General features: G+C 64.8%; 16 protein-coding genes. 15 read left to right on the top strand and 1 reads right to left on the bottom strand.

What is annotated here, in order from left to right; translation table 11 throughout:
- Positions 1–5 precede the first annotated feature (5 nt).
- From purS to ACUXVX_RS13585, 12 genes are all read left to right on the top strand, one after another.
- On the top strand, positions 6–233 hold the full coding sequence (gene purS / locus ACUXVX_RS13640; RefSeq protein ID WP_446308725.1) for a phosphoribosylformylglycinamidine synthase subunit PurS: 228 nt from the start codon (positions 6–8) through the stop codon (positions 231–233).
- 83 nt (positions 234–316) lie between these two features.
- On the top strand, positions 317–811 hold the full coding sequence (locus tag ACUXVX_RS13635; RefSeq protein ID WP_446308724.1) for a DUF3592 domain-containing protein: 495 nt from the start codon (positions 317–319) through the stop codon (positions 809–811).
- A gap of 73 nt (positions 812–884) precedes the next feature.
- Positions 885–3,470, top strand: coding sequence for a CHAT domain-containing protein (locus tag ACUXVX_RS13630; RefSeq protein ID WP_446308723.1), 2,586 nt, complete (start codon positions 885–887; stop codon positions 3,468–3,470).
- A gap of 51 nt (positions 3,471–3,521) precedes the next feature.
- Positions 3,522–4,565 carry a zinc-dependent alcohol dehydrogenase family protein gene (locus ACUXVX_RS13625; RefSeq protein WP_446308722.1) on the top strand — a complete coding sequence of 348 codons (1,044 nt, stop codon included), beginning with the start codon at positions 3,522–3,524 and terminating at the stop codon, positions 4,563–4,565.
- Positions 4,566–4,580: 15 nt separating this feature from the next.
- Positions 4,581–5,249: a phosphoribosylformylglycinamidine synthase subunit PurQ gene (gene purQ, locus ACUXVX_RS13620; protein WP_446308721.1), complete on the top strand. Its 669-nt coding sequence runs from the start codon at positions 4,581–4,583 to the stop codon at positions 5,247–5,249.
- A 138-nt stretch (positions 5,250–5,387) separates the two neighbouring features.
- The gene (locus tag ACUXVX_RS13615) at positions 5,388–7,139 is read left to right on the top strand and encodes a sensor histidine kinase (protein ID WP_222469057.1); all 1,752 of its coding nucleotides are present in this window, start codon (positions 5,388–5,390) and stop codon (positions 7,137–7,139) included.
- Positions 7,140–7,161: 22 nt separating this feature from the next.
- Positions 7,162–8,496, top strand: a complete 1,335-nt coding sequence (locus ACUXVX_RS13610; RefSeq protein WP_446308720.1) for a sigma-54-dependent transcriptional regulator — start codon at positions 7,162–7,164, stop codon at positions 8,494–8,496.
- 66 nt (positions 8,497–8,562) lie between these two features.
- Positions 8,563–9,405, top strand: coding sequence for a hypothetical protein (locus tag ACUXVX_RS13605; RefSeq protein ID WP_446308719.1), 843 nt, complete (start codon positions 8,563–8,565; stop codon positions 9,403–9,405).
- Positions 9,406–9,478: 73 nt separating this feature from the next.
- Complete coding sequence (locus ACUXVX_RS13600) at positions 9,479–10,219, top strand: hypothetical protein (RefSeq protein WP_446308718.1); 741 nt, start codon at positions 9,479–9,481, stop codon at positions 10,217–10,219.
- 108 nt (positions 10,220–10,327) lie between these two features.
- The gene (gene guaB / locus ACUXVX_RS13595; protein WP_222495330.1) at positions 10,328–11,776 is read left to right on the top strand and encodes an IMP dehydrogenase; all 1,449 of its coding nucleotides are present in this window, start codon (positions 10,328–10,330) and stop codon (positions 11,774–11,776) included.
- Positions 11,777–11,806: 30 nt separating this feature from the next.
- Entirely contained in the window at positions 11,807–12,970 is a 1,164-nt protein-coding gene (locus ACUXVX_RS13590; RefSeq protein WP_446308717.1) for an RsmB/NOP family class I SAM-dependent RNA methyltransferase, read from the top strand.
- A 195-nt stretch (positions 12,971–13,165) separates the two neighbouring features.
- Positions 13,166–15,388 (top strand): ATP-binding protein, encoded by a 2,223-nt coding sequence (locus tag ACUXVX_RS13585; RefSeq protein WP_446311544.1) that lies wholly within the window; start codon positions 13,166–13,168, stop codon positions 15,386–15,388.
- A gap of 30 nt (positions 15,389–15,418) precedes the next feature.
- Here ACUXVX_RS13585 and ACUXVX_RS13580 read toward each other — a convergent pair whose 3' ends face one another.
- The gene (locus ACUXVX_RS13580) at positions 15,419–16,036 is read right to left on the bottom strand and encodes a hypothetical protein (protein ID WP_446308716.1); all 618 of its coding nucleotides are present in this window, start codon (positions 16,034–16,036) and stop codon (positions 15,419–15,421) included.
- Positions 16,037–16,228: 192 nt separating this feature from the next.
- On the opposite strand from ACUXVX_RS13580, the gene recA reads away from it, so the two are divergent.
- The 3 genes from recA (at position 16,229) to ACUXVX_RS13565 (ending at position 20,388) form a co-directional block, all read left to right on the top strand.
- A complete protein-coding gene (gene recA, locus ACUXVX_RS13575) occupies positions 16,229–17,311 on the top strand; it encodes a recombinase RecA (RefSeq protein WP_222493427.1) in 1,083 nt (360 codons plus the stop codon).
- A 131-nt stretch (positions 17,312–17,442) separates the two neighbouring features.
- Positions 17,443–20,097 (top strand): alanine--tRNA ligase, encoded by a 2,655-nt coding sequence (gene alaS, locus ACUXVX_RS13570; RefSeq protein ID WP_446308715.1) that lies wholly within the window; start codon positions 17,443–17,445, stop codon positions 20,095–20,097.
- A 3-nt stretch (positions 20,098–20,100) separates the two neighbouring features.
- Positions 20,101–20,388 carry a DUF1330 domain-containing protein gene (locus tag ACUXVX_RS13565; RefSeq protein ID WP_222493423.1) on the top strand — a complete coding sequence of 96 codons (288 nt, stop codon included), beginning with the start codon at positions 20,101–20,103 and terminating at the stop codon, positions 20,386–20,388.
- The last annotated feature ends 3 nt before the right edge of the window (positions 20,389–20,391 follow it).

The following is a 20,391-nucleotide window of genomic DNA, read 5'->3' as shown; positions in this document are numbered from 1 at the left end:
CCGTTATGAAGGTGCGTGTGGACGTGATGCTGAAACAGGGCGTGCTCGACCCGCAGGGTGAGGCGGTGAAATCGGCTCTGGGCGCGCTTGGATTCGGCGGCGTCGAGGGCGTGCGTCAGGGCAAGGTGATCGAGTTGGATCTGGCCGAGGGCACCAGTGAGGCCGATGTGAAAGCGATGTGCGAGAAGCTGCTCGCCAACACGGTGATCGAGAGCTACGCGATCCACATGTAAGAGGCGGCTGGGCGGCTTCGCCCGACGCCGGGGCGTAGCGCTGACCACTGGACGCGGACGGCGGCGGACGCCAAACTCCGCCCATGGCAGACGCATTCCTCTTCCGCACCCGCTATGACGGGGTTCGTGAAATCTCTGGCCGGATGTGGCTGCTCGTCTGGGTGCTTCCAGCGCTGCTGCTTGGTGCGGCGATCATCTTTGCCGCCGAGGCTTTGATTGCCCCGATGGGCATGGCAGAGGCCGAGGGCGAGGTGGTGGAACTGCGCGAATACGAGGGCTGGTCGCCGCTGGAGGGCGATGTGACCAACTACGCCCCGGTCTTTCGCTACACCCCCGCTGACGGGCGCGAGGTGCAGGCCAGCGCGGGCATGTCGCACTCCGAGTGGAATTTTCCCGTCGGCTCGACCCGGACCATCCTCTATGACCCCGCCATAAACGGCGATGTGCGCATTCCCGGCCCGTGGAACTGGCTGATACCGGGAGCGCTGGCGGCGCTCGCCTTGGCCACGGCGGTGCCGGCAGGGATTGTCAGCCTGCTCCTGCTGGGGTGGCGGCGCCGGGGTGTGGCGCCGACCTGAGCGGAACGGATTTGTCACTTTGTCTCCCGCGCCCCATCGCTTAGGGTCTCCGCGTTCCTGCCTGGGGCGGCTCATGCGTTTGCTCGTTCTCATCGCTGCATTGCTCACTCTCACCGCCGTCGCGCGGGCCGAGGAGGTGCCCCCCTTCGACTTCCCCCACCTTCCCGGCGCGGCGCAGGAGTTCTACGAGACGGCCAAGACAGGCGAGCCCACAGCGGCCTTCAACTACGTGCTGCCGCTTCTCTCCGAGCCCGACCTGACCGACCCCGAGCGCCGCCAGATTCTGGGCTACCTCCAAGTCGCCTACGCCGGGTATGACCATGACGATCCCACTGGAGCCCATTACGCGGGCATGGCCGCCGGGTTGCTGACCCAGGTTCACTCCGCCCTGACAGAGCACGGGCTGGCGCTGGCCTGGGCCAACCGCTGCATCGGCCATATCGGCGACCGCTGGGAGGAGAAGGATGTCAACCTCACGCTAGGGGGCTGTATCGAAAGCGCCGTGATCGCCCTCAACGAGCTGTCAGATTACGAGCGGGCCATCGAATACGCCGGGCTGGCGCGCCAGGTTTACAAGATGTTCGTCGAGGAGGAGCCGGACCGTGAGTTCTACGTTGCCAACACGCTGATGCTGGAGGCCAATGCGCTCGACGGGCTGAAGCGGCACCGCGAGGCCATCGGCCTCAACGAGGACGCGCTGGAAATCTATGAGCGTCTGGCGGGGCCGGAGAGCGTGGCGGCGGCCAATATCATCGCCAACATCGGCGCCTCCTACTGGTACATGAAAGAGCTGGAGCCCGCCCGCGACTGGTCGCTGAGGGCCCTGCCGCTGATCGACAAGCATTGGGGGGCGCACAGCTACGGGGCCTCGGTCGTGCGGGTAAACCTAGGCCTCATCGCCTTTGATCTCGGGCGCGAGGAAGAGGCGATGAAATGGGCCGTCGAGATCCTGCCCTATATCGCAGCCAACCCCAAATCTTCGCTCAACAACCAGCGCTGGACCTTCGAGCTGATGCGCAACATCTTCTCGGCCCGCAATCAGCACGAGAGGGCGATCCTGTTTGGCAAAATGGCGGTGAACGCCCAGCAGGAGATCCGCGCGTTGAACCAGGGGCTTTCGGAGGAGGACACCGAGGGGCTGCGGGCCGAATGGAGCCGCCTTTACCGCGACCTCGCCGACCTGATGATCGAGGAGGGCCGGTTTTCAGAGGCGCAGGCGGTGCTGAACATGGAGAAGGAGCAGGAGGCCTTCGAGTTCTTGCAGCGCGATGGCGAGGCCGATCTGCGCGAGACCGTGGCGGTGCTGACCGATGCCGAGAGCTCAGATGCCGAGAAGCTGGCTGCCCTGGCCCTGCGCCCGGTGGAGGCGCGCGCGGCCTGGGAGGCGCTTTCGGCAAGGCTCGACGCGGGCGGCGGCACGGCGGAGGAGGAAGACCAGCTCTTCCTGCTGGAAGATGCGATGGCCGAGGCCGAGGCCGCCTTCGAGGCCGAGGTGGGGGCCTTCCTCGCGGAGGTGGAGGAGACGCGCCGCGAGGGCTTCGCCGCCCGTTTCGATGCCACCGGGGCCTATCAGGCCATTCTGGAGGCGCGCGAGCGGCCCTCGGCCATTTTGCAACTGGCGATGCTGGAAGACGCCACCCACCTCTTCCTCACGCTCCCGGGCGCAACCGTGCACGAGAAGGTGGAGATCCCCCGCGCCGAGATGCGCCGCAAGGTGTTTGACACGCTTCAGGCCATTGAGGCGCGCAGCCCGGAGGCGGAGGCGCATTTGCAGGGGCTTTACACGGTGCTCTTTGCCCCGGTGCGCGAGGCGCTGAAGGTGGCGGGGACAGAGGTGGTGATGATCAACGCCGACGGGGTGCTGCGCTACGTGCCCTTTGCCGCGCTGCATGACGGTGAGCGCTACCTTGTCGAGGACTACGCCTTCGCCCTCTACGTCGCCGCCGTGCAGACCCAGTTTGCCCGCGCCCCGCGTGCGCCCGAGAGCGCGGCTGGATTCGGGGTGACGCAGGCGCATGCGGGCTTTTCGGCGCTACCGGGTGTTGCCGCCGAAATCGAGGCGCTGTTCACGGGCGGCGATGGCGAGGGGGTGCTGGCGGGCCAGACCCTGCTCGACGGCGCCTTTGACATACGCGCCCTGCGGCGCACCCTGCGCAACCCGCCCGAGCTGCTGCACATCGCCTCCCATTTCGCGCTACGCCCCGGGCAGGACGATGACAGCTTCCTTCTCCTTGGCGATGGCACACGGCTACCGCTCTCGGAGCTTCGCACCAGCAAGTTTCGGATGACGGGGGTGGATCTGCTCACCCTCTCAGCCTGCCAGACAGCGCGCGGCGGGGATGGCTCGGAGATCGACGGCTTCGGCGCGGCGGCGCTGATGGGCGGAGCGAGCGCGGTGATGGCGTCGCTCTGGCCCGTGGCTGATGCCGCGACGCCTCTGCTGATGGGGGATTTCTATGCGGGGCTCTACGAACGCGACGAGGACAAGGCGGAGGCCTTGCGCCGGGCGCAGATCACCATGCTGAGAAGTGGTGGCGAAGGTCAGGGCGCCAACCGTGCGGCGCTTGCGCTGAAAGCGGGCAGTGGGGCAGGGGCGGTGAGTGATTTCTCTCATCCCTACTTCTGGTCCGCCTTCGTGCTGATGGGCAACTGGCTTTGATCGGCGATCCGGGCTAAGGCAGCGCAAACCGCTCAAACCACGGGATTCGCCTTGAAAGCCGCCCTCCTCACAGAGTTCCGCGCCTCGCTGGCCATCGAGAGCCTGCCGGAGCCGGAGTGCCCGCCGGATGGCGTGGTGCTGGAGGTTCTGGCCAGCGGCATCTGCCGGTCTGACTGGCATGTATGGACAGGGGCGGACCCGGATGTGAGCCTGCCCCATGTGCCGGGCCACGAGTTTTGCGGGGTGATCCGCGAGGTGGGGCAGGGCGTGACCCGCTGGAAGGCGGGCGACCGGGTGATTGCGCCCTTCATCCTTGCCTGCGGCGGCTGCCCCGATTGCCAGAGCGGCAACCAGACGATCTGCGCCAGCCAGGTACTGCCAGGCTTCACCCAGGCCGGCAGCTTTGCCGAGCGCATCGCCGTGCCGCGCGCCGACGTCAACCTCGCCGCCTTGGCCGAGGGCATGGACCCGGCGCTGGCAGCGTCGCTCGGGTGCCGCGCGACCACGGCATGGCACGGGCTCACCGGCCGCGCTGCGCTGAAGGCGGGCGAATGGCTCGCCGTCTGGGGCTCGGGCGGGGTCGGGCTTTCGGCGATGATGATCGCGCGGGCGCTTGGCGCGCGGGTGGTCATGGTGGATGTGGTCGAGGAGAAGCTCGCCCATGCCAAGACCCTCGGGGCCGATGCGGTGGTGAACGCCGCCGCAGGCGACCCGGTGGAGGCGGTGCGCGAGATCACCAAGGGCGGTGCCGATCTGGCGCTGGAGGCGCTCGGGATCGGGCAGACCACGGCCAACGCATTGAAGTGCCTGCGCAAGCTTGGCCGCATGGTACAGATCGGCATGCCTGCGGGCGACCATGTGAACATGACCCTGCCGTGGGATGCCGTCTATTCTGGCCAGCTTGCGATTTACGGCACGCGCGGCATGCCCGCGTGGCGCTACCCCTCGCTGCTCTCGCTGATCGAGAGCGGACAGCTCGACCTTTCGCCGCTCATCGCCCGCCGCGTGGCTCTCTCTGACGCCAGCGCCGAGCTTGCCCTCTTCGACGGTGCCGCCCCTCCCGGCGTGGCCGTCATCACCGATTTCACCCGCTGACTCAGGAGACAGCCCATGAAAGCCGCCGTCATCACCTTTCCCGGCTCCAATTGCGACCGTGACCTTGCCGTGGCCTTCGAGGCCGCCGGGTTCGATGTGGCGCGGATTTGGCACAAGGATACCGACCTGCCGCAGGGCATCGATGTAGTGGGCATCCCCGGCGGGTTCTCCTTTGGCGACTACCTGCGCTGCGGCGCGATTGCGGCCAACTCGCCGATCTGCCGGTCGGTTGTGGCCCATGCCGAGGCGGGCGGGTTTGTGCTGGGCATTTGCAACGGCTTTCAAGTGCTCTGTGAGACCGGGCTGCTGCCGGGTGTGCTGATGCGCAATGCGGGGCTGAAGTTCGTTTGCCGCAACGTGGGATTGACGGTGGCCAGCGCCGAGAGCGCCTTCACCTCGGGCTACGCGCAGGGCGATGAACTGGTGATCCCCGTGGCGCACCACGACGGCAACTACAACGTCGACCCCGAGGGGCTGGCGGCGCTGGAGGCCGAGGGGCGCGTCGCCTTCCGATACACCGACAACCCGAATGGCTCGATGAGCGATATTGCCGGGGTTCTCTCGGAGAACCGGCGGGTGCTGGGGATGATGCCGCACCCGGAGCGGGCGGTGGATGCCAAGCACGGCGGCACAGATGGCCGGGCCATGTTTGCCGGTCTCGCAGAGGCGCTGGTTTCGGCCTGAGGCCGGGGCAGGGCTGCTCATCAGGGGCTTGATGGCGCTTACGCATTTGCGCGTGGCGAAGGCGGGTGCGGCTCACTTCGGCGGCACCTGAGATGCCTTTGTCTTCCCCAAAGCGCCGCCGCAGCATAGAGTTGCACGATGGACAAGCCCCGCTCTCCGCTGCGCTCTTGGCGCCGTCCGCTTCAGCGGCTGGCCTGGGTCATGGTGCTTGTGCTGGCGGTCGTGACCGTTTGGCTGACCAACCATTACCTGACCCTGCGTTTCACCGAGACCACGCGCAACCAGTCGGAACTGCGGCAGGCCCTCTACGCAGGTAACATCATCTCGGAGCTGCAGCGGGCGCAGGTGGTGCCGCTTCTGCTCTCGCGCGACCCCTCGCTGATCGGGGCGCTGAACACATCGGATTTTCTGAACACCTCGCAACGGTTGATCGAGTTTCGTGACGAGATCGGCGCGAAATCGGTTCTAATGCTCGACACCTCCGGCCGGGCCGTGGCCACGACCGACCGCAACCAGCTTGGCTCCAATCACCGCACCGCGCCCTACTTCGTGGAGGCGCAGCGCTCGGATGGCACGGTGTTTACCCTTCACCTTAAGGAAAACAATGCGATGGAGTTCGCCTACTCCCGCGTGATCCGGCATGACAACCAGAGCGTCGGTGTGATCGTGGTCGAGGTCGATCTTGCCAAGTTCGAGCGCCAGTGGGCGGGCATCTCGGATGCCGTGCTGGTGACCGACAGCACCGGCACGGTGATCCTTTCCACCGAGCCGCGCTGGCGCGGCAAGCCGGTGAGCGATGCGCTGGCCGAGCAGGATGCGCCTTCGGCGATCCAGCGGGCGCTGGAGGCCACGACCGACTGGAGCTTTCTGCCGCCCGATGCCTACCTCTTCGGCGAGGCGGTGATGCGCACCGACGGGCGCATCCCGTTTCAGGGATGGCGGATCACGTCGTTCACCGCCTACAGCTCGATCCGCGAACGGGTGAACGGGGTGCTGGCGCTGGAGATCATGGCCTTCGCCCTTCTACTTGCCGGTTCGTTCTGGTGGCTCTCGCGCAAGGCCCGCTCCGACCGCCGGGTGGCGCTGAAGGAGTCGGCAGAACTTCGCCAGTTGAACCTGCGGCTGCAGCGGGAAATCGCCGAACGAGAGAAGGCCGAACGCAGCCTCGAGGTGGCCGAACAGACCCTTGCGCAGAGCTCCAAGCTGGCGGCTCTCGGGGAGATGTCGGCCGCCGTTTCGCATGAGCTCAACCAGCCGCTGGCCGCGATGCGCACCTACCTCGCCGGGGCCAAGCTGCTGCTGCAACGCAAGCGCCCGGAGGAGGCGCTCTCGTCCTTCCAACGGATCGACGACCTGATTGGCCGGATGGGGGCGATCACCCGGCAGCTCAAGAGCTATGCCCGCAAGGGTGAAGTGGCCTTTGAACCCTTTGATCTAAGGGATGCGGTGAGTGTATCGCTGAGCATGATGGAGCCGCAGCTGCGCTCGCGCCATGTGGCGATTTCGCGGAACCTGCCCAGCGAGCCGGTGATCATCCGGGCCGACAGGCTGCGGGTTGAGCAGGTGCTGGTGAACCTCTTTCGCAACGCGCTGGATGCCACCCGCGATGTCGAGGAACCTGCGCTGGAGCTGATCCTCGCCGCCGGTGACACCGCCACGCTGACCCTGCGCGACAACGGACATGGCATCGAGGATCTGGAGAACCTTTTCGAACCCTTCTACACCACCAAGGCCCCCGGCGACGGCGTCGGTCTGGGGCTTGCCATCTCCTCGGGGATCATCAACGAGTTGGGCGGACGTCTCACGGCGCGGAACGGAAGGGCCGGTGGCGCAGTTTTCGAGCTGCAACTGCCAATCCTGAGACAAGACAGCGCGACGGCGGCAGAGTAGGGCAGGACCACAGGAACAACACATGGCACAGGCTATGAAAATCGCAATTATCGACGACGAACAGGACATGCGCCAATCCATCAGCCAGTGGCTGGCGCTCTCCGGGTTTGAAACAGAAACTTATCCTTCCGCCGAAGAGGCGCTGAAGGGGATCGGCCCCGACTATCCCGGCGCGGTTGTCTCCGACATCCGGATGCCGGGAATGGACGGCATGGCCCTGCTGAAGAAGCTGATGGCGCAGGACTCCGCGCTGCCGGTCATCATGATCACCGGCCACGGAGATGTGCCGATGGCGGTGGAAGCAATGCGGGTCGGGGCTTTCGACTTTCTTGAAAAGCCCTTCAACCCCGACCGGATGACCCAGCTGGCCAAGAAGGCCACCCAGCGCCGCCGGATGAACCTTGATGCCCGCGCCCTGCGCCGGGAGCTTGGCGGTGGCACCACGATCATGAAGAAACTGATCGGCGCCAGCCCGGTGATGGAGCGGCTGCGCGAGGATATCCTCGATCTGGGGCAGGCCGACGGCCACGTGCTGATCGACGGAGAGACCGGCACCGGCAAGACGCTGGCGGCGCATGCGCTGCACGCCGTGGGGAGCCGGGCGAGCAAGGAGTTCGTCATCGTCTCCTGCGCCGCCTTCGACGAAGACGAGTTGGCCGCTCAGCTCTTTGAGGGCGATGCCGACAAGGGCCGGATGCCGCTCGTTGAGCAGGCCCGCGGTGGCACGCTTTGCCTTGAGGATATCGAGGCGCTCTCACCCGCCCTTCAGGCACGTCTGCTGCAGTTCATCAACGAGCAGGGCAGCCCGGCGGAGACGCGGATTGTAGCGGTCAGCAACCTTCAGGAGCAGGGCAAGACCTCTGAAGATGCGTTGCGCCCCGATCTCTATTACCGGCTTGCCGCGATGAAGATCACCCTGCCGCCGCTGCGCCAGCGCGGCGAGGACATCCTGATGCTGTTCACCCGGCTCTCGGAGCAGTTCGCCGAGGAATATGGCTGCGAGGCGCCTGCCGTGACCGCTCAGGAGGCCGCCCAGCTGTTGCAGGCGCCGTGGCAGGGCAACGTCCGCCAGCTCATCAACATCGCCGAACGCGCCGTGCTCCAGGCCCGCCGCGGTTCGGGCACCATCGCCTCGCTGCTGATGAATGACGAGGGCGAAGTGCAGCCGGTGATGACGACCGAGGGCAAGCCGCTGAAGGAATACGTGGAAGCCTTCGAGCGGATGCTGATCGACAACACCATGCGGCGCCACAAGGGCTCGATCGTCAACGTGATGGAAGAGCTGTGCTTGCCGCGCCGGACCTTGAACGAGAAGATGGCCAAATACGGGCTGCAACGCTCCGACTATCTCGCCTGACCTGGCGCTTGCCCTTCAGGCCGCTTTGGGCAACTCTGCGCCCGGGGCGAAGTTGAAGGTTAAGCGGTGGAGCACAAAGGGATTTTCTGGCCGGCGGTTGGCGAGGTGTGGCGCGGCCGTGGCAGCGCGCTGCGGGTCATCTGGCTTCCGTTTCTGATCAGCACAGTTGCCTATGAGGCCTACTACAGGGCGTTCCCGAGCGGGATCGCCCTGCCTGTGACGGTGCTCGAGTTCCTCGTGTTCTCTTGGGCGGCGGTGGGCTGGCACCGGGCGGCGCTGCTGGATGAGGCTCCGGGGCCTGCGGGCACACGCCACGGCGGGCCGGTGCCGCGCTATGCCTTTGGCTGGTTCATCTCAGGGTTGGCCGCAGGCATACTCGGGATGATGCTCTTTCTGGTCGTTTACCTAGGCCTTACACGGGTGCTTGGCGCCGGGGTATTCATGCCGATGCCCGGCCTGCCTGAAGTGTTGCTTTCGCCCATGGCCTACCTGAGCACAGCGTTCTGGGTACTGCCGCTCGGGATCCTCTGCATGTGGCTGGTGATCTATCTTTTCTTCCATTTTGCCCGCGCGCTGCCGGCACTTGCGCTCCGCAGGGAAGGACGGTGGAACGAGGCGCAGCGCGGGGCCCGCCGCCATTGGTTCGCCCGCGCTGCGGCATGGTCACTGCTGCTTTGGCTTCTGGCGGCTGCCTTGTATTACGGCACTTACAACGCGCTCCTGGAATGGGACAACAGGCTCTGGGAGGCCGGGCAGGATGGTGCGCCGCTCTGGGCCTTCTCCCTGCTCGATGCCGCTTTCAACGTGGTCTACGCCATAAATGTGCTGATCGGTGCCAGTGTTCTGACCGTAGCGTTCCGGCGATCTGCAAGCGTGGCGCCTGAAAATGACGCGGGACAGGCAGAGTGAAGGCGCGCCGGAGTGACAGGCCGTCTGAGGACCTGACGCTTGCTGTGCTGAAGCCCGAAGCGTAGAGCGCGGTATGGCTATCTTCTACTTTCTCGCCGTCGCGCTGCCTTACATCGCTGCTTTCCTGCTCACTATTGCTGTGGCCGCCGGGGCGGGGCTGGTGATCTGGCTTCTGAACGGACGCCACTGGTGGGCCTGGCTGGCTGGTCTGGCGATTGCTGCGGCAGCAAGCACGGTCTCGCCGGTGCTGCAGCGCTTGGAGAGCGCGCGCATCACCGTAGCGCTCGCCGCCTCCGAGCCACAACGGGAACGCCTCGCGCTGGAGCCGGGGGCGCTGATCCACCTGCACGATGGCAACCACGCCGGCATCACCTGCCGCCCCTGTGATTTCACCGCGCTGCCCTTTGTTACCGAAGCCGAAACCGTCAGCCTCTACCCGGTGCTGATCAATGAGCGGGGCGAGTTGGTGGAGCGGACAAACCTCAACGCCCCCACGCCCGACCGGGCCACGCGCGCCCGCTTTCGCTATGCCTTCATGTCGGTCCCGCAGGTCTGGTATGAGGGTGCAGATTTCGACCCGCCAGCGTGGTATCCTTCGCCGGTGCCAGAGGACTTGAAGGGCGTGCACATGCTGGTCGAGCTACCGCCCACCGGCATCATCCGCCCGGCGGGGCTGCAGCCGCTCTACCTGCGGGTCAATCGGCAGTACGAGGCAGAGGCGTTGTTTTCATGGGGTTTCGTGACTGACACGGTGCAGCGGCCAACGCCGGAGGCGATCCTGGCCGATCTCGCGGCCCGCGTCACCACGAAGTGACCACCAGATAAGGGGGGTGCCGCGACGCGCGGTACAATAGGCCTTTCGCTCCCGCAGCATCCATGTAATAGGGAAGCGCCAACCGAACCCCTCATCAGGAGAGCCATGATGGAGATTCGCGAGGCGCTGACCTTCGACGATGTTTTGCTCGTTCCCGCCGAAAGCCGGGTGCTGCCCTCCACGGCGAACACCGCCACGCGGGTGACCCGCGCCATCACCATGAACATCCCGCTGCTCAGCTCCGCGATGGATACGGTGACCGAGGGGCGCATGGCGATCACCATGGCCCAGGCCGGCGGCATCGGCGTGATCCACAAAAACCTCGGCGTCGAGGAGCAGGCCCGTGAGGTGCGCCGGGTCAAACGCTTTGAAAGCGGAATCGTCTACAGCCCGGTGACCCTGACCCCCGATCAGACCCTGGCCGACGCCAAGGCGCTGATCGAGCGCTACAACTTCACCGGTTTCCCGGTGGTGGACGAAAAGGGCCGCGTGGTGGGTATTGTCACCAACCGCGACATGCGCTTTGCCACCTCCGACGACACACCGGTCAAGGTGATGATGACCTCGAAGGATCTGGCAATCCTGAAGGAGCCCGCTGACCGCGACGAGGCGATCAGCCTCATGAAGGCCCGTCGGATCGAGAAGCTGCTGGTGACGGACGCTGACGGCAAGCTCACAGGCCTGCTGACGCTGAAGGACACCGAGCAGAGCGTGCTCAACCCAACCGCCTGCAAAGACAGCCTTGGCCGCCTGCGCGTGGCGGCGGCGACCTCCGTGGGCGATGCAGGCTTCGAGCGCACCGAGGCACTGATCGACGCGGGCGCCGATATCGTTGTGATCGACACGGCGCATGGCCATTCCGAGGGCGTGATCGCTGCCGTGGAGCGGGCCAAGCGGCTCTCCAACGAGGTGCAGATCATCGCGGGCAACGTGGCCACCGGTGAGGCGACGCGTGCGCTTATCGGCGCGGGTGCTGATGCGGTGAAGGTGGGGATCGGGCCGGGCTCGATCTGCACCACGCGGATGGTGGCGGGCGTGGGCGTGCCCCAGTTGACCGCCATCATGGATTGCGCCGCCGCTGCCGGTGACGTGCCGGTGATCGCGGATGGCGGCATCAAGTTTTCGGGCGATTTTGCCAAGGCGATTGCCGCCGGCGCCTCCTGCGCCATGGTCGGTTCGATGATCGCCGGGACCGATGAAAGCCCGGGCGAGGTGATCCTCTGGCAGGGCCGCTCGTTCAAGGCCTATCGTGGCATGGGCAGCCTCGGCGCCATGGCCCGCGGCTCGGCTGACCGCTACTTCCAGAAGGATGCAGCCTCCGACAAACTGGTGCCCGAGGGCATCGAGGGGCAGGTGCCTTACAAGGGTTCTGCGGGCACCGTGATCCACCAGCTCGTCGGCGGGTTGCGGGCGGCCATGGGCTACACCGGCTGCGCCACCGTCGAGGAGATGCGCAAGAACTGCCAGTTCGTGAAGATCACCGGCGCAGGGCTGAAGGAAAGCCACGTGCATGATGTGCAGATCACCCGCGAGAGCCCGAATTACCGCGTGGGATGAGGGGCTTGCGCCCCTGAGTTGAGGTAGAGCATGACCCCCGCCGCCCGGATCGCCGCCGCCGTCGAGGTGCTGGACGCCATCGCCGGCGGGCTGGCCGCCGAGCAGGCGCTCAGCCGCTGGGGGCGTGCCAACCGGTTTGCCGGGTCTGGAGACCGCGCCGCGATCCGAGACCATGTGTTCGACGCGCTGCGCTGCCACCGGAGTTTTGCCACGCGAGGCGGCGGTGAGACAGGCCGGGCCCTGATGCTGGGGATGCTGCGTCAGACGGGCCGCGATCCGGGCGAAGTCTTCACGGGCGAGGGCCATGCGCCCGCCGCGCTGACCCCCGAGGAGGATGCTGCGGGCCGGATGCCGGAGGGTGCCGAGGCGTTGGACTGCCCCGACTGGCTGGCACCCGATCTGGAAGCCTCACTAGGGCCGGATTTCGAGCCAGTTCTCAAGGCGATGCAGGGCAGGGCAGATGTGTTCTTGCGTGTCAATGTGCTGAAAGCCACGCGTGATGCTGTGCTGGAAGAGTTGGCTGCTGACGGGATCCTCACAGAGCCGCACCCGCTTGCGCCAAACGCCCTGCGTGTCACCGAAGGCGCGCGCCGTATCCGCAACGCACGGGCCTTCACCGAGGGCCGGGTGGAACTACAGGATGCCGGATCGCAGGCGATTTGTGAGGCCATCCCCTTGCCTCAGGGTGGCCGGGTGCTCGATTTTTGTGCCGGTGGCGGCGGCAAGAGCCTTGCACTCGCCGCCCGTGCGCCGGGGCTGAGCTTTACCGCCCATGACGCTCACCCTCAGCGGATGAATGACCTGCCCGCGCGGGCTGCGCGTGCTGGGGTGAAGATTGCCACAACGGACGCGCCCGAAGGCCTGTTCGATCTTGTGGTGGCCGATGTGCCCTGTTCCGGCTCCGGCGCATGGCGGCGCCAGCCCGAGGCCAAATGGCGTCTCGATCGCGCCGGACTGGAGACGCTTTGCGCGCTTCAGGCCGACATCCTTGATCAGGTCGCGGCCATGGTCGCCCCGAGGGGCCGGCTCGCCTATATCACCTGTTCTCTGCTCGAGGCTGAGAACGGCGCGCAGGCGGAGAGCTTTCTTGCCCGCCATCCCGGCTGGCAGAAGGAGACCACGCTGCGTTTGACCCCGCTGGACGGCGGAGACGGGTTTTTCCTTGCGATTTTCCGGCCTTCTCCCGGAGAATGACCGCAGGTTGCGCGGCGCCCTCAAAACTATCTTAATCCGCGATTAACGATTTTCGGGCGATTGTGCTGTGCAACGAATCAAAGGGAGAACCCACCCGTGTCGCACCCAGCGCTGACGCCTTCACCGGTTGCGCGCATCGCGCAGGCCTTTCGGGGAAAGGTGTGGCAGGTCCTCGGTGTGGCGGTGGTGTTCTTCATGTCCAGCGTGCTGGTCGCGGATCCGCAGGTGGCGCTCATCCTCATCGCCTCCGGCTGTACGCTCTGCGCATTAATGATCCTTTTGCGTCTCGTTGCGCGCCGCCAGGCCGGTGCCGAGAAGGCGCTGGCCGAGACGGTCGCGGGCTTCACCGAGCTCGATTCCTCGCCCTGTTTCACGACCGACCTTGATGGCGCAATCTCGCACCAGAACGCGAGCGCGCGTAGCCGGTTCAAGTCGGAAACGGGTGAAACCCTTCCACGGGTGCTACGGGACCTGCTGGCCAATTCCGCCGCGCTGATCAGCAGGCTTGAAACCCGTGCCGAAGCGCGCGGGCATGCCTCGGAAGATGTCGTCACCCGCAAGGGGCATATGCGCCTCGTGGCGCATCGGCTTGGGGAAGACGGGTTCTTGTGGCGCATGGAGGATATGGTGGAGCGCGAAGGCTCGCGCGGCGCCGAAGGGCTCAGCCTGCCGATGATGACGGTGAACAAGGCCGGCGCGGTGCTCTTCATGAACGATGCGCTCAGGCGGGTGGTCGGAGGCCGGGTCAAGCGCATTGAAGACGTGATCCTCGATGTCTCCGATGCCGGCATTGCCGGCGCACAGCGCATCTCCGGGCCAGCCGGGGAGCTGCACTGTCAGGTGGTAGAAATCGCCGGGCAGGCGGGAAGGCGCGAGATCTATTTGCTGCCGCTGAACGAGGCGCCAGCAGCCCATGTGAGCGGGGTAGCGGCTTCACCGGATGTTCTCGATCACATGCCGGTTGCGCTCCTGCGCATCAAGCGGGATGGCACCCTGTCGATGGCCAACCGCCTCGCCCGTGAGCTTCTCGGCCACGACGATCTGGTCGGCATGTCATTTGCCGAACTGGTCGAAGGTCTAGGGCGGTCTGTGCGCGACTGGATCACCGATGCCGCAGCCGGTCGCGGCCCGCTCCGCCCTGAGGTCGCGCGCGCCAAGCTGCCGGTGAAAGACGTATTCCTGCAAATCTCGCTCAGCCGCGTTGTCGAGGGCGGCGAACCGTCCCTGGTTGCGGTGTTGAACGACGCGACCGAGCTGAAGACGCTTGAAGCGCAATTCGTCCAAAGCCAGAAGATGCAGGCCATCGGACAGTTGGCTGGTGGCGTCGCGCATGATTTCAACAACCTGCTCACCGCCATTTCAGGCCACTGCGACCTGCTGCTGCTGAGGCACGATCAGGGCGACCCGGACTATGGCGACCTTGTACAGATCAACCAGAACGCAAATCGCGCGGCGAGCCTTGTGGGGCAGTTGCTGGCGTTTTCCCGCAAACAGAACCTCCAGCCCGAGACGCTGGACATGCGCGAAACGCTTTCTGACCTCGGTCATCTTCTCAACCGGCTCGTAGGCGAGCGGGTTAATCTGTCTCTAACACATGATCCCGATCTGCCCTCGATCAGGGCCGACAAACGGCAACTTGAGCAAGTGATCATGAACCTCGTGGTCAATGCGCGGGACGCGATGCCCGACGGCGGCACCATCACAGTTGAAACGCAAACCCGCGTGCTGGACGAAGAACTCCACCGCGACCGGGCCAGCGTCCCTCCCGGCAATTACGTGGTCGTCTCGGTCTCCGATCAGGGAACGGGCATCCACCCTGACAAGATCGGCAAGATCTTCGAGCCTTTTTGGACGACCAAACGCCCCGGCGAAGGCACGGGCCTCGGACTCTCCACGGCCTATGGCATCGTTAAACAGACCGGTGGTTACATTTTTGTAGATTCCATTCTGGGGCAAGGCAGTTGCTTTACCCTCTACTTCCCTGCCTTCGAACGGCCCGAAGAGGCGCCCCGCTTGTCGCTCGATGCTTTGCCGAGTGAGCCGACTGGAAAGGGCGAAGGTGTAATTCTTCTGGTGGAAGACGAGGCACCGGTGCGCGCCTTCGCGTCAAGAGCTCTCCGAATGCGGGGCTATACGGTTCTCGAGGCCGGAAACGCCGAGGAGGCATTGACGCTTCTCGACGACAGTGAACTCAAAGTCGATGTCTTCGTCACCGATGTGATCATGCCGGGCATGGATGGCCCGAGCTGGGTTCGAAAGGCACTGGAGATGCGACCGGATGTTAAGGTGGTCTTTGTGTCCGGTTACGCTGAAGACAGCTTTGACAATGAACAGGCCCTGATTCCGAACTCGGTTTTCCTACCAAAGCCGTTCTCGCTCACCGAACTGACGGCGACGGTTCACGACCAGATCCACTAGCGCCTTGGGCGGGTTGGAACGCGGTCACTCCTAGATGTTCTTCCAGTCTCCGCCAGCGATCAGCGCATCATAGAGCCGGAAATCCTTTTCAAGATGTTTGGCCAGCGGCGCGGCAAGCTCTGGGTCGACCTCGAGCGGCGCCTCGGGCGACACATTCTCGAGCTCCAGCACGATCTTCCGGTCAAGCCGGCTCTCCAGAAAGGTCACAAGGTCGCCAAAGCGCTCGTAGGGAAAAAGATAGTCGATCCCGACCCGGCCGTCCTCGGTGCGCAGAAATTTCCACTGTCGGCTAAGCCGGGCATAGGCTGGCTGAGGGTCTTGAAGGTAGCCGCGGAGGAACTTTGAAAAATCCATGTTTTGCGTTGAGTTGTTTTGCCCCTCCAGATCCGCCCTGCGCCGATAGCGGTACCAGCTGCCCAGCCAGTCGAGCGGTTCCCGCATCACAGCCACGGTTCGGAAACTCTCCCATTCCTTCGCTCCGACGATCCGCGGGAAAACGCGGTTCGACCAAGCATAGCCCATGTGTTTGACCAATGGGGGGTGACGAAAGGCAATGTCGGCCACATCTCCGAGCGCAGATTCGAGCGCATGCGTTCCCGTCTTCGGGGTTGCCAAAAGCACCAATCGGGCATCCCAGAATACCAGCATGCGCACCCTTTCTGCGTGTAATCCAAGGCATCTCGTAAACGTTCACGCTTCATTAACCAAGGGGCGTCAAGAATGGCGTCATTAAGATTCAACTTGCTTTGTTCTCGCTTTGATCGCATACCCTGCGGAACAAGAGGTGAACGGCAGCGCACATTGCCGCGACAGGCGGCATATGGAATAAGGACGGAAACAATGGCCACAGCGAAACTTCTGGACATGGGCAAAGCAGGCAACGGCGACAAGCAAAAGGCGCTCGACAGCGCATTGGCTCAGATCGAACGGCAGTTCGGCAAGGGCTCCATCATGAAGCTCGGCGGCGAGAACCAGCTGCCCGATATCGAGGCCACATCGACCGGCTCGCTCGGCCTCGACATCGCGCTCGGCATCGGCGGTCTGCCGAAGGGCCGGATCATCGAGATTTACGGCCCTGAAAGCTCGGGCAAGACCACGCTCACGCTGCATTGTGTGGCCGAAGAGCAGAAGAAGGGCGGCGTTTGCGCCTTCGTCGACGCTGAGCACGCGCTCGACCCTCAGTATGCCAAGAAGCTGGGTGTTGACCTTGACGAGTTGCTCATCTCCCAGCCCGATACCGGAGAACAGGCACTCGAAATCACCGATACGCTGGTGCGCTCCGGCGCGGTGAGCCTCGTGGTCGTCGACTCGGTCGCCGCGCTCACCCCGAAATCGGAGCTCGAGGGCGACATGGGCGACTCCAGCGTCGGCGTTCACGCCCGCCTGATGAGCCAAGCGATGCGCAAGCTGACCGGTTCGATCAGCCGCTCGAACTGCATGGTGATCTTCATCAACCAGATCCGGATGAAGATTGGCGTGATGTTCGGCTCGCCCGAAACTACCACCGGCGGCAATGCGCTGAAGTTCTACAGCTCCGTCCGTCTCGATATCCGCCGCATCGGTTCGATCAAGGACCGCGATGAGGTGGTGGGCAACTCGACCCGCGTGAAAGTGGTGAAGAACAAGGTCGCGCCGCCTTTCAAACAGGTCGAATTCGACATCATGTACGGCGAAGGCATCTCCAAGACTGGTGAGTTGCTGGATCTCGGGGTGAAGGCCGGCGTGGTTGAGAAGTCCGGCGCGTGGTTCTCTTACGGCGACGAGCGCATCGGGCAGGGCCGCGAGAACTCCAAGCAGTTTCTGAAGGACAACCCCGATATTGCCTATGAAATCGAGGACAAGATTCGTGCCTCGCACGGGCTGGATTTCGGCAGTTCCGAAGAGGATGGCAGCGCGGACGACGACGAGATGTTCGAAAACTGACGTGGCCTAACCGGTCACGATATCATAGGGCGGCCCCGCAGAGGCCGCCCTTTTTGGATTCGCCCGTGGACAGCACCGGGGCAGGGGGCTAAACCTGCCCGGACCATTTTCCGCCCTTTCGGAACAAGACCATGCGCACGCTCAACGACATCCGCACCGCCTTCCTCGACTACTTCGCCCGCCAGGGGCATGAGGTGGTCGACAGCTCTCCGCTGGTGCCCCGCAATGACCCCACGCTGCTGTTTGCCAACTCCGGCATGGTGCAGTTCAAGAACCTCTTCACCGGGGTCGAACACCGCGACTACAAACGCGCGACCACCGCGCAAAAGTGCGTGCGCGCCGGCGGCAAGCACAATGATCTCGACAACGTGGGCTATACGGCGCGGCACCATACATTCTTTGAAATGATGGGGAATTTCTCCTTCGGTGACTATTTCAAGGAGCAGGCGATTCCCTTTGCATGGGAAATGGTCACCAAGGAACTTGGCATTGATCCGTCGAAGCTGCTGGTCACGGTCTACCACACCGATGACGAGGCCGCCGACCTGTGGAAGAAGGTCGCCGGGCTGCCCGACGAGCGGATTATTCGCATCGCCACTAATGACAACTTCTGGCAGATGGGCCCCACCGGCCCCTGCGGCCCCTGCACTGAAATCTTTTACGACCACGGTGACAAATACTGGGGCGGCCCTCCGGGCACGCCGGAGGAAGACGGCGACCGTTTTGTCGAGATCTGGAACCTCGTGTTCATGCAGTACGAGCAGTTCGAAGATGGCACCCGGCGCGAGCTCGAGGCGCAGTCGATCGACACCGGCATGGGCATCGAGCGGGTTGCGGCGCTGCTCCAAGGCACGAATGACAACTACGCGACCGACTTGATCCGCTCGCTGATCGAGGCGTCTGCCAACGTCAGCTCCACCGATCCGGACGGCGACGGCGCTGTGCATCACCGGGTGATCGCCGACCACTTGCGCTCGACTTCTTTCCTCATTGCCGATGGTGTCATGCCGTCGTCGGACGGGCGGGGCTATGTGCTGCGCCGGATCATGCGCCGGGCCATGCGCCACGCCCACCTGCTCGGCACGAAGGACCCGATGATGCACCGGCTCGTACCCGAACTGGTGCGCCAGATGGGTGGCGCCTACCCCGAGCTGGGCCGGGCCAAGGCGCTGATTGAAGAGACGCTGCTGGCCGAAGAAACGCGGTTCCGCCAGACGCTCGACCGCGGCCTTAAACTGCTGGACGACGAACTGGGCAGCCTCCCCGAAGGCGCAGAACTGCCCGGTGCGACGGCCTTCAAACTCTATGACACCTACGGCTTCCCGCTTGATCTCACGCAGGATGCGCTGCGCGAAAAGGGCCGTGCGGTGGACACCGAGGGCTTTGATGCCGCGATGGCCGAGCAGAAGGCCAAGGCCCGTGCGGCGTGGGCCGGAACGGGCGATGCCGCCGACGAGGCGCTCTGGTACGACCTGTCGGAAGAGAAGGGCACGACCGAGTTTTTGGGCTATGATACCGAAGTCGCCGAGGGTCAGATCCTTGCGCTCGTTAAGGGCGGCGAGAAGGCCGAGAAGGTCGGAAAAGGCGATGAAATTCAGCTGGTTGTGAACCAGACACCGTTTTATGCCGAGAGCGGTGGCCAGGTTGGCGATGAGGGTGCGGTCAAAACCGAAACGGGCCGCGCCGTGGTGACCGATACCCGCAAGGTCGCGGGCGTGTTCATCCATATCGCCCGTGTCGAAGAGGGCACGCTGGAAGTTGGCCAAGGGGCCGAACTGACGGTCGATCATGCCCGCCGGGGCCTGATCCGGGCCAACCATTCGGCGACCCACCTGCTGCACGAGGCCCTGCGCGGGGCGCTTGGCGACCACGTGGCGCAGCGCGGCTCGCTCAATGCGCCGGATCGCCTGCGGTTCGATTTTTCGCACGGCAAGGCGCTGTCGGCGGAGGAGATCGGGCAGGTGGAGCGCGAAGTGAACGCTTTCATCCGTCAGAACACCCCGGTGGAAACCCGGATCATGACCCCAGACGACGCCCGTGGCATCGGGGCGCAGGCGCTGTTCGGCGAGAAGTACGGCGATGAGGTGCGCGTCGTTTCCATGGGCCGCGCCGATACCGGCAAGGGCAGCGACGGCAAAACATGGTCGATTGAGCTCTGCGGCGGCACCCATGTCGGCCGCACTGGCGACATTGGCGCCTTTGCGCTGACCTCTGAGGCCGCGAGCTCTGCGGGCGTGCGCCGGATTGAGGCCCTGACGGGAGAGGCCGCGCTGGCTGAACTGCGGGGACGGGATGTTGCTCTCTCCGAGGTTGAGGGCTTGCTGAAGGCCTCCGGGCCGGATGTGATCGGCCGTTTGAAGAGCCTGCTGGATGAGCGCAAGAGCCTCAGCAATGAGGTCGCGCAGTTGCGCCAGCAGCTTGCCCTTTCGGGCGGTGGCGAGGCAAAGGCCGAGGCCAAGGATATCAATGGCGTCGCCTTCATCGCTCAGGCGCTCTCGGGCGTAACGGGCAAGGACCTGCCCGGCTTGATCGACGCCCACAAGGAAAAGCTCGGCTCCGGCGCGGTGTTGCTTGTGGCCGATGCCGGCGGCAAGGCCGCTGTGGCTGCAGGTGTGACGGCTGACTTGACCGACAAACTCTCGGCGGTGGACCTCGTGAAGGCCGCTGTCGAGAAACTGGGCGGCAAGGGTGGCGGTGGCCGCCCGGACATGGCGCAGGGCGGCGGCTCTGACCCGTCCAAGGCCGCCGAGGCAATTGCCGCCGCTGAAGCCGTTATCGGAGGATAAGACATGCCCGCACTCTGGATCGCCCATGTGACCGTCACCGACGCCGAGGCCTATGGCAAATACGCCGAGTTGGCGGGCCCGGCCATTGCCAAGCACGGCGGCACCTTCATCGCGCGGGGCGGCAAGTTCGTGCAGCTCGAGGGCAAGGAACGGCCGCGCAACGTGGTGGCGCGCTTCCCCTCGGTGGAGGCGGCGGTGGAGTGCTACAACTCGCCCGAGTACCAGGCCGCGCTCGACCATGCCCGAGGGGCCAGCGAGCGCGAGCTGATGGTGGTCGAAACCTCCGAGTAAATC

The sequence above is a fragment of the Vannielia sp. SX4 genome (assembly GCF_052828525.1).
This window is presented reverse-complemented; position numbering and strand designations above follow the sequence as displayed.

Coding starts and splice junctions, on each gene's coding strand:
- purS (WP_446308725.1), top strand. CDS start 6: ATGAAGGTGCGTGTGGACGTGATGCTGAAACAGGGCGTGCTCGACCCG.
- ACUXVX_RS13635 (WP_446308724.1), top strand. CDS start 317: ATGGCAGACGCATTCCTCTTCCGCACCCGCTATGACGGGGTTCGTGAA.
- ACUXVX_RS13630 (WP_446308723.1), top strand. CDS start 885: ATGCGTTTGCTCGTTCTCATCGCTGCATTGCTCACTCTCACCGCCGTC.
- purQ (WP_446308721.1), top strand. CDS start 4,581: ATGAAAGCCGCCGTCATCACCTTTCCCGGCTCCAATTGCGACCGTGAC.
- ACUXVX_RS13615 (WP_222469057.1), top strand. CDS start 5,388: ATGGACAAGCCCCGCTCTCCGCTGCGCTCTTGGCGCCGTCCGCTTCAG.
- ACUXVX_RS13610 (WP_446308720.1), top strand. CDS start 7,162: ATGGCACAGGCTATGAAAATCGCAATTATCGACGACGAACAGGACATG.
- ACUXVX_RS13600 (WP_446308718.1), top strand. CDS start 9,479: ATGGCTATCTTCTACTTTCTCGCCGTCGCGCTGCCTTACATCGCTGCT.
- guaB (WP_222495330.1), top strand. CDS start 10,328: ATGGAGATTCGCGAGGCGCTGACCTTCGACGATGTTTTGCTCGTTCCC.
- ACUXVX_RS13590 (WP_446308717.1), top strand. CDS start 11,807: ATGACCCCCGCCGCCCGGATCGCCGCCGCCGTCGAGGTGCTGGACGCC.
- ACUXVX_RS13585 (WP_446311544.1), top strand. CDS start 13,166: ATGTCCAGCGTGCTGGTCGCGGATCCGCAGGTGGCGCTCATCCTCATC.
- ACUXVX_RS13580 (WP_446308716.1), bottom strand. CDS start 16,036: ATGCTGGTATTCTGGGATGCCCGATTGGTGCTTTTGGCAACCCCGAAG.
- recA (WP_222493427.1), top strand. CDS start 16,229: ATGGCCACAGCGAAACTTCTGGACATGGGCAAAGCAGGCAACGGCGAC.
- alaS (WP_446308715.1), top strand. CDS start 17,443: ATGCGCACGCTCAACGACATCCGCACCGCCTTCCTCGACTACTTCGCC.
- ACUXVX_RS13565 (WP_222493423.1), top strand. CDS start 20,101: ATGCCCGCACTCTGGATCGCCCATGTGACCGTCACCGACGCCGAGGCC.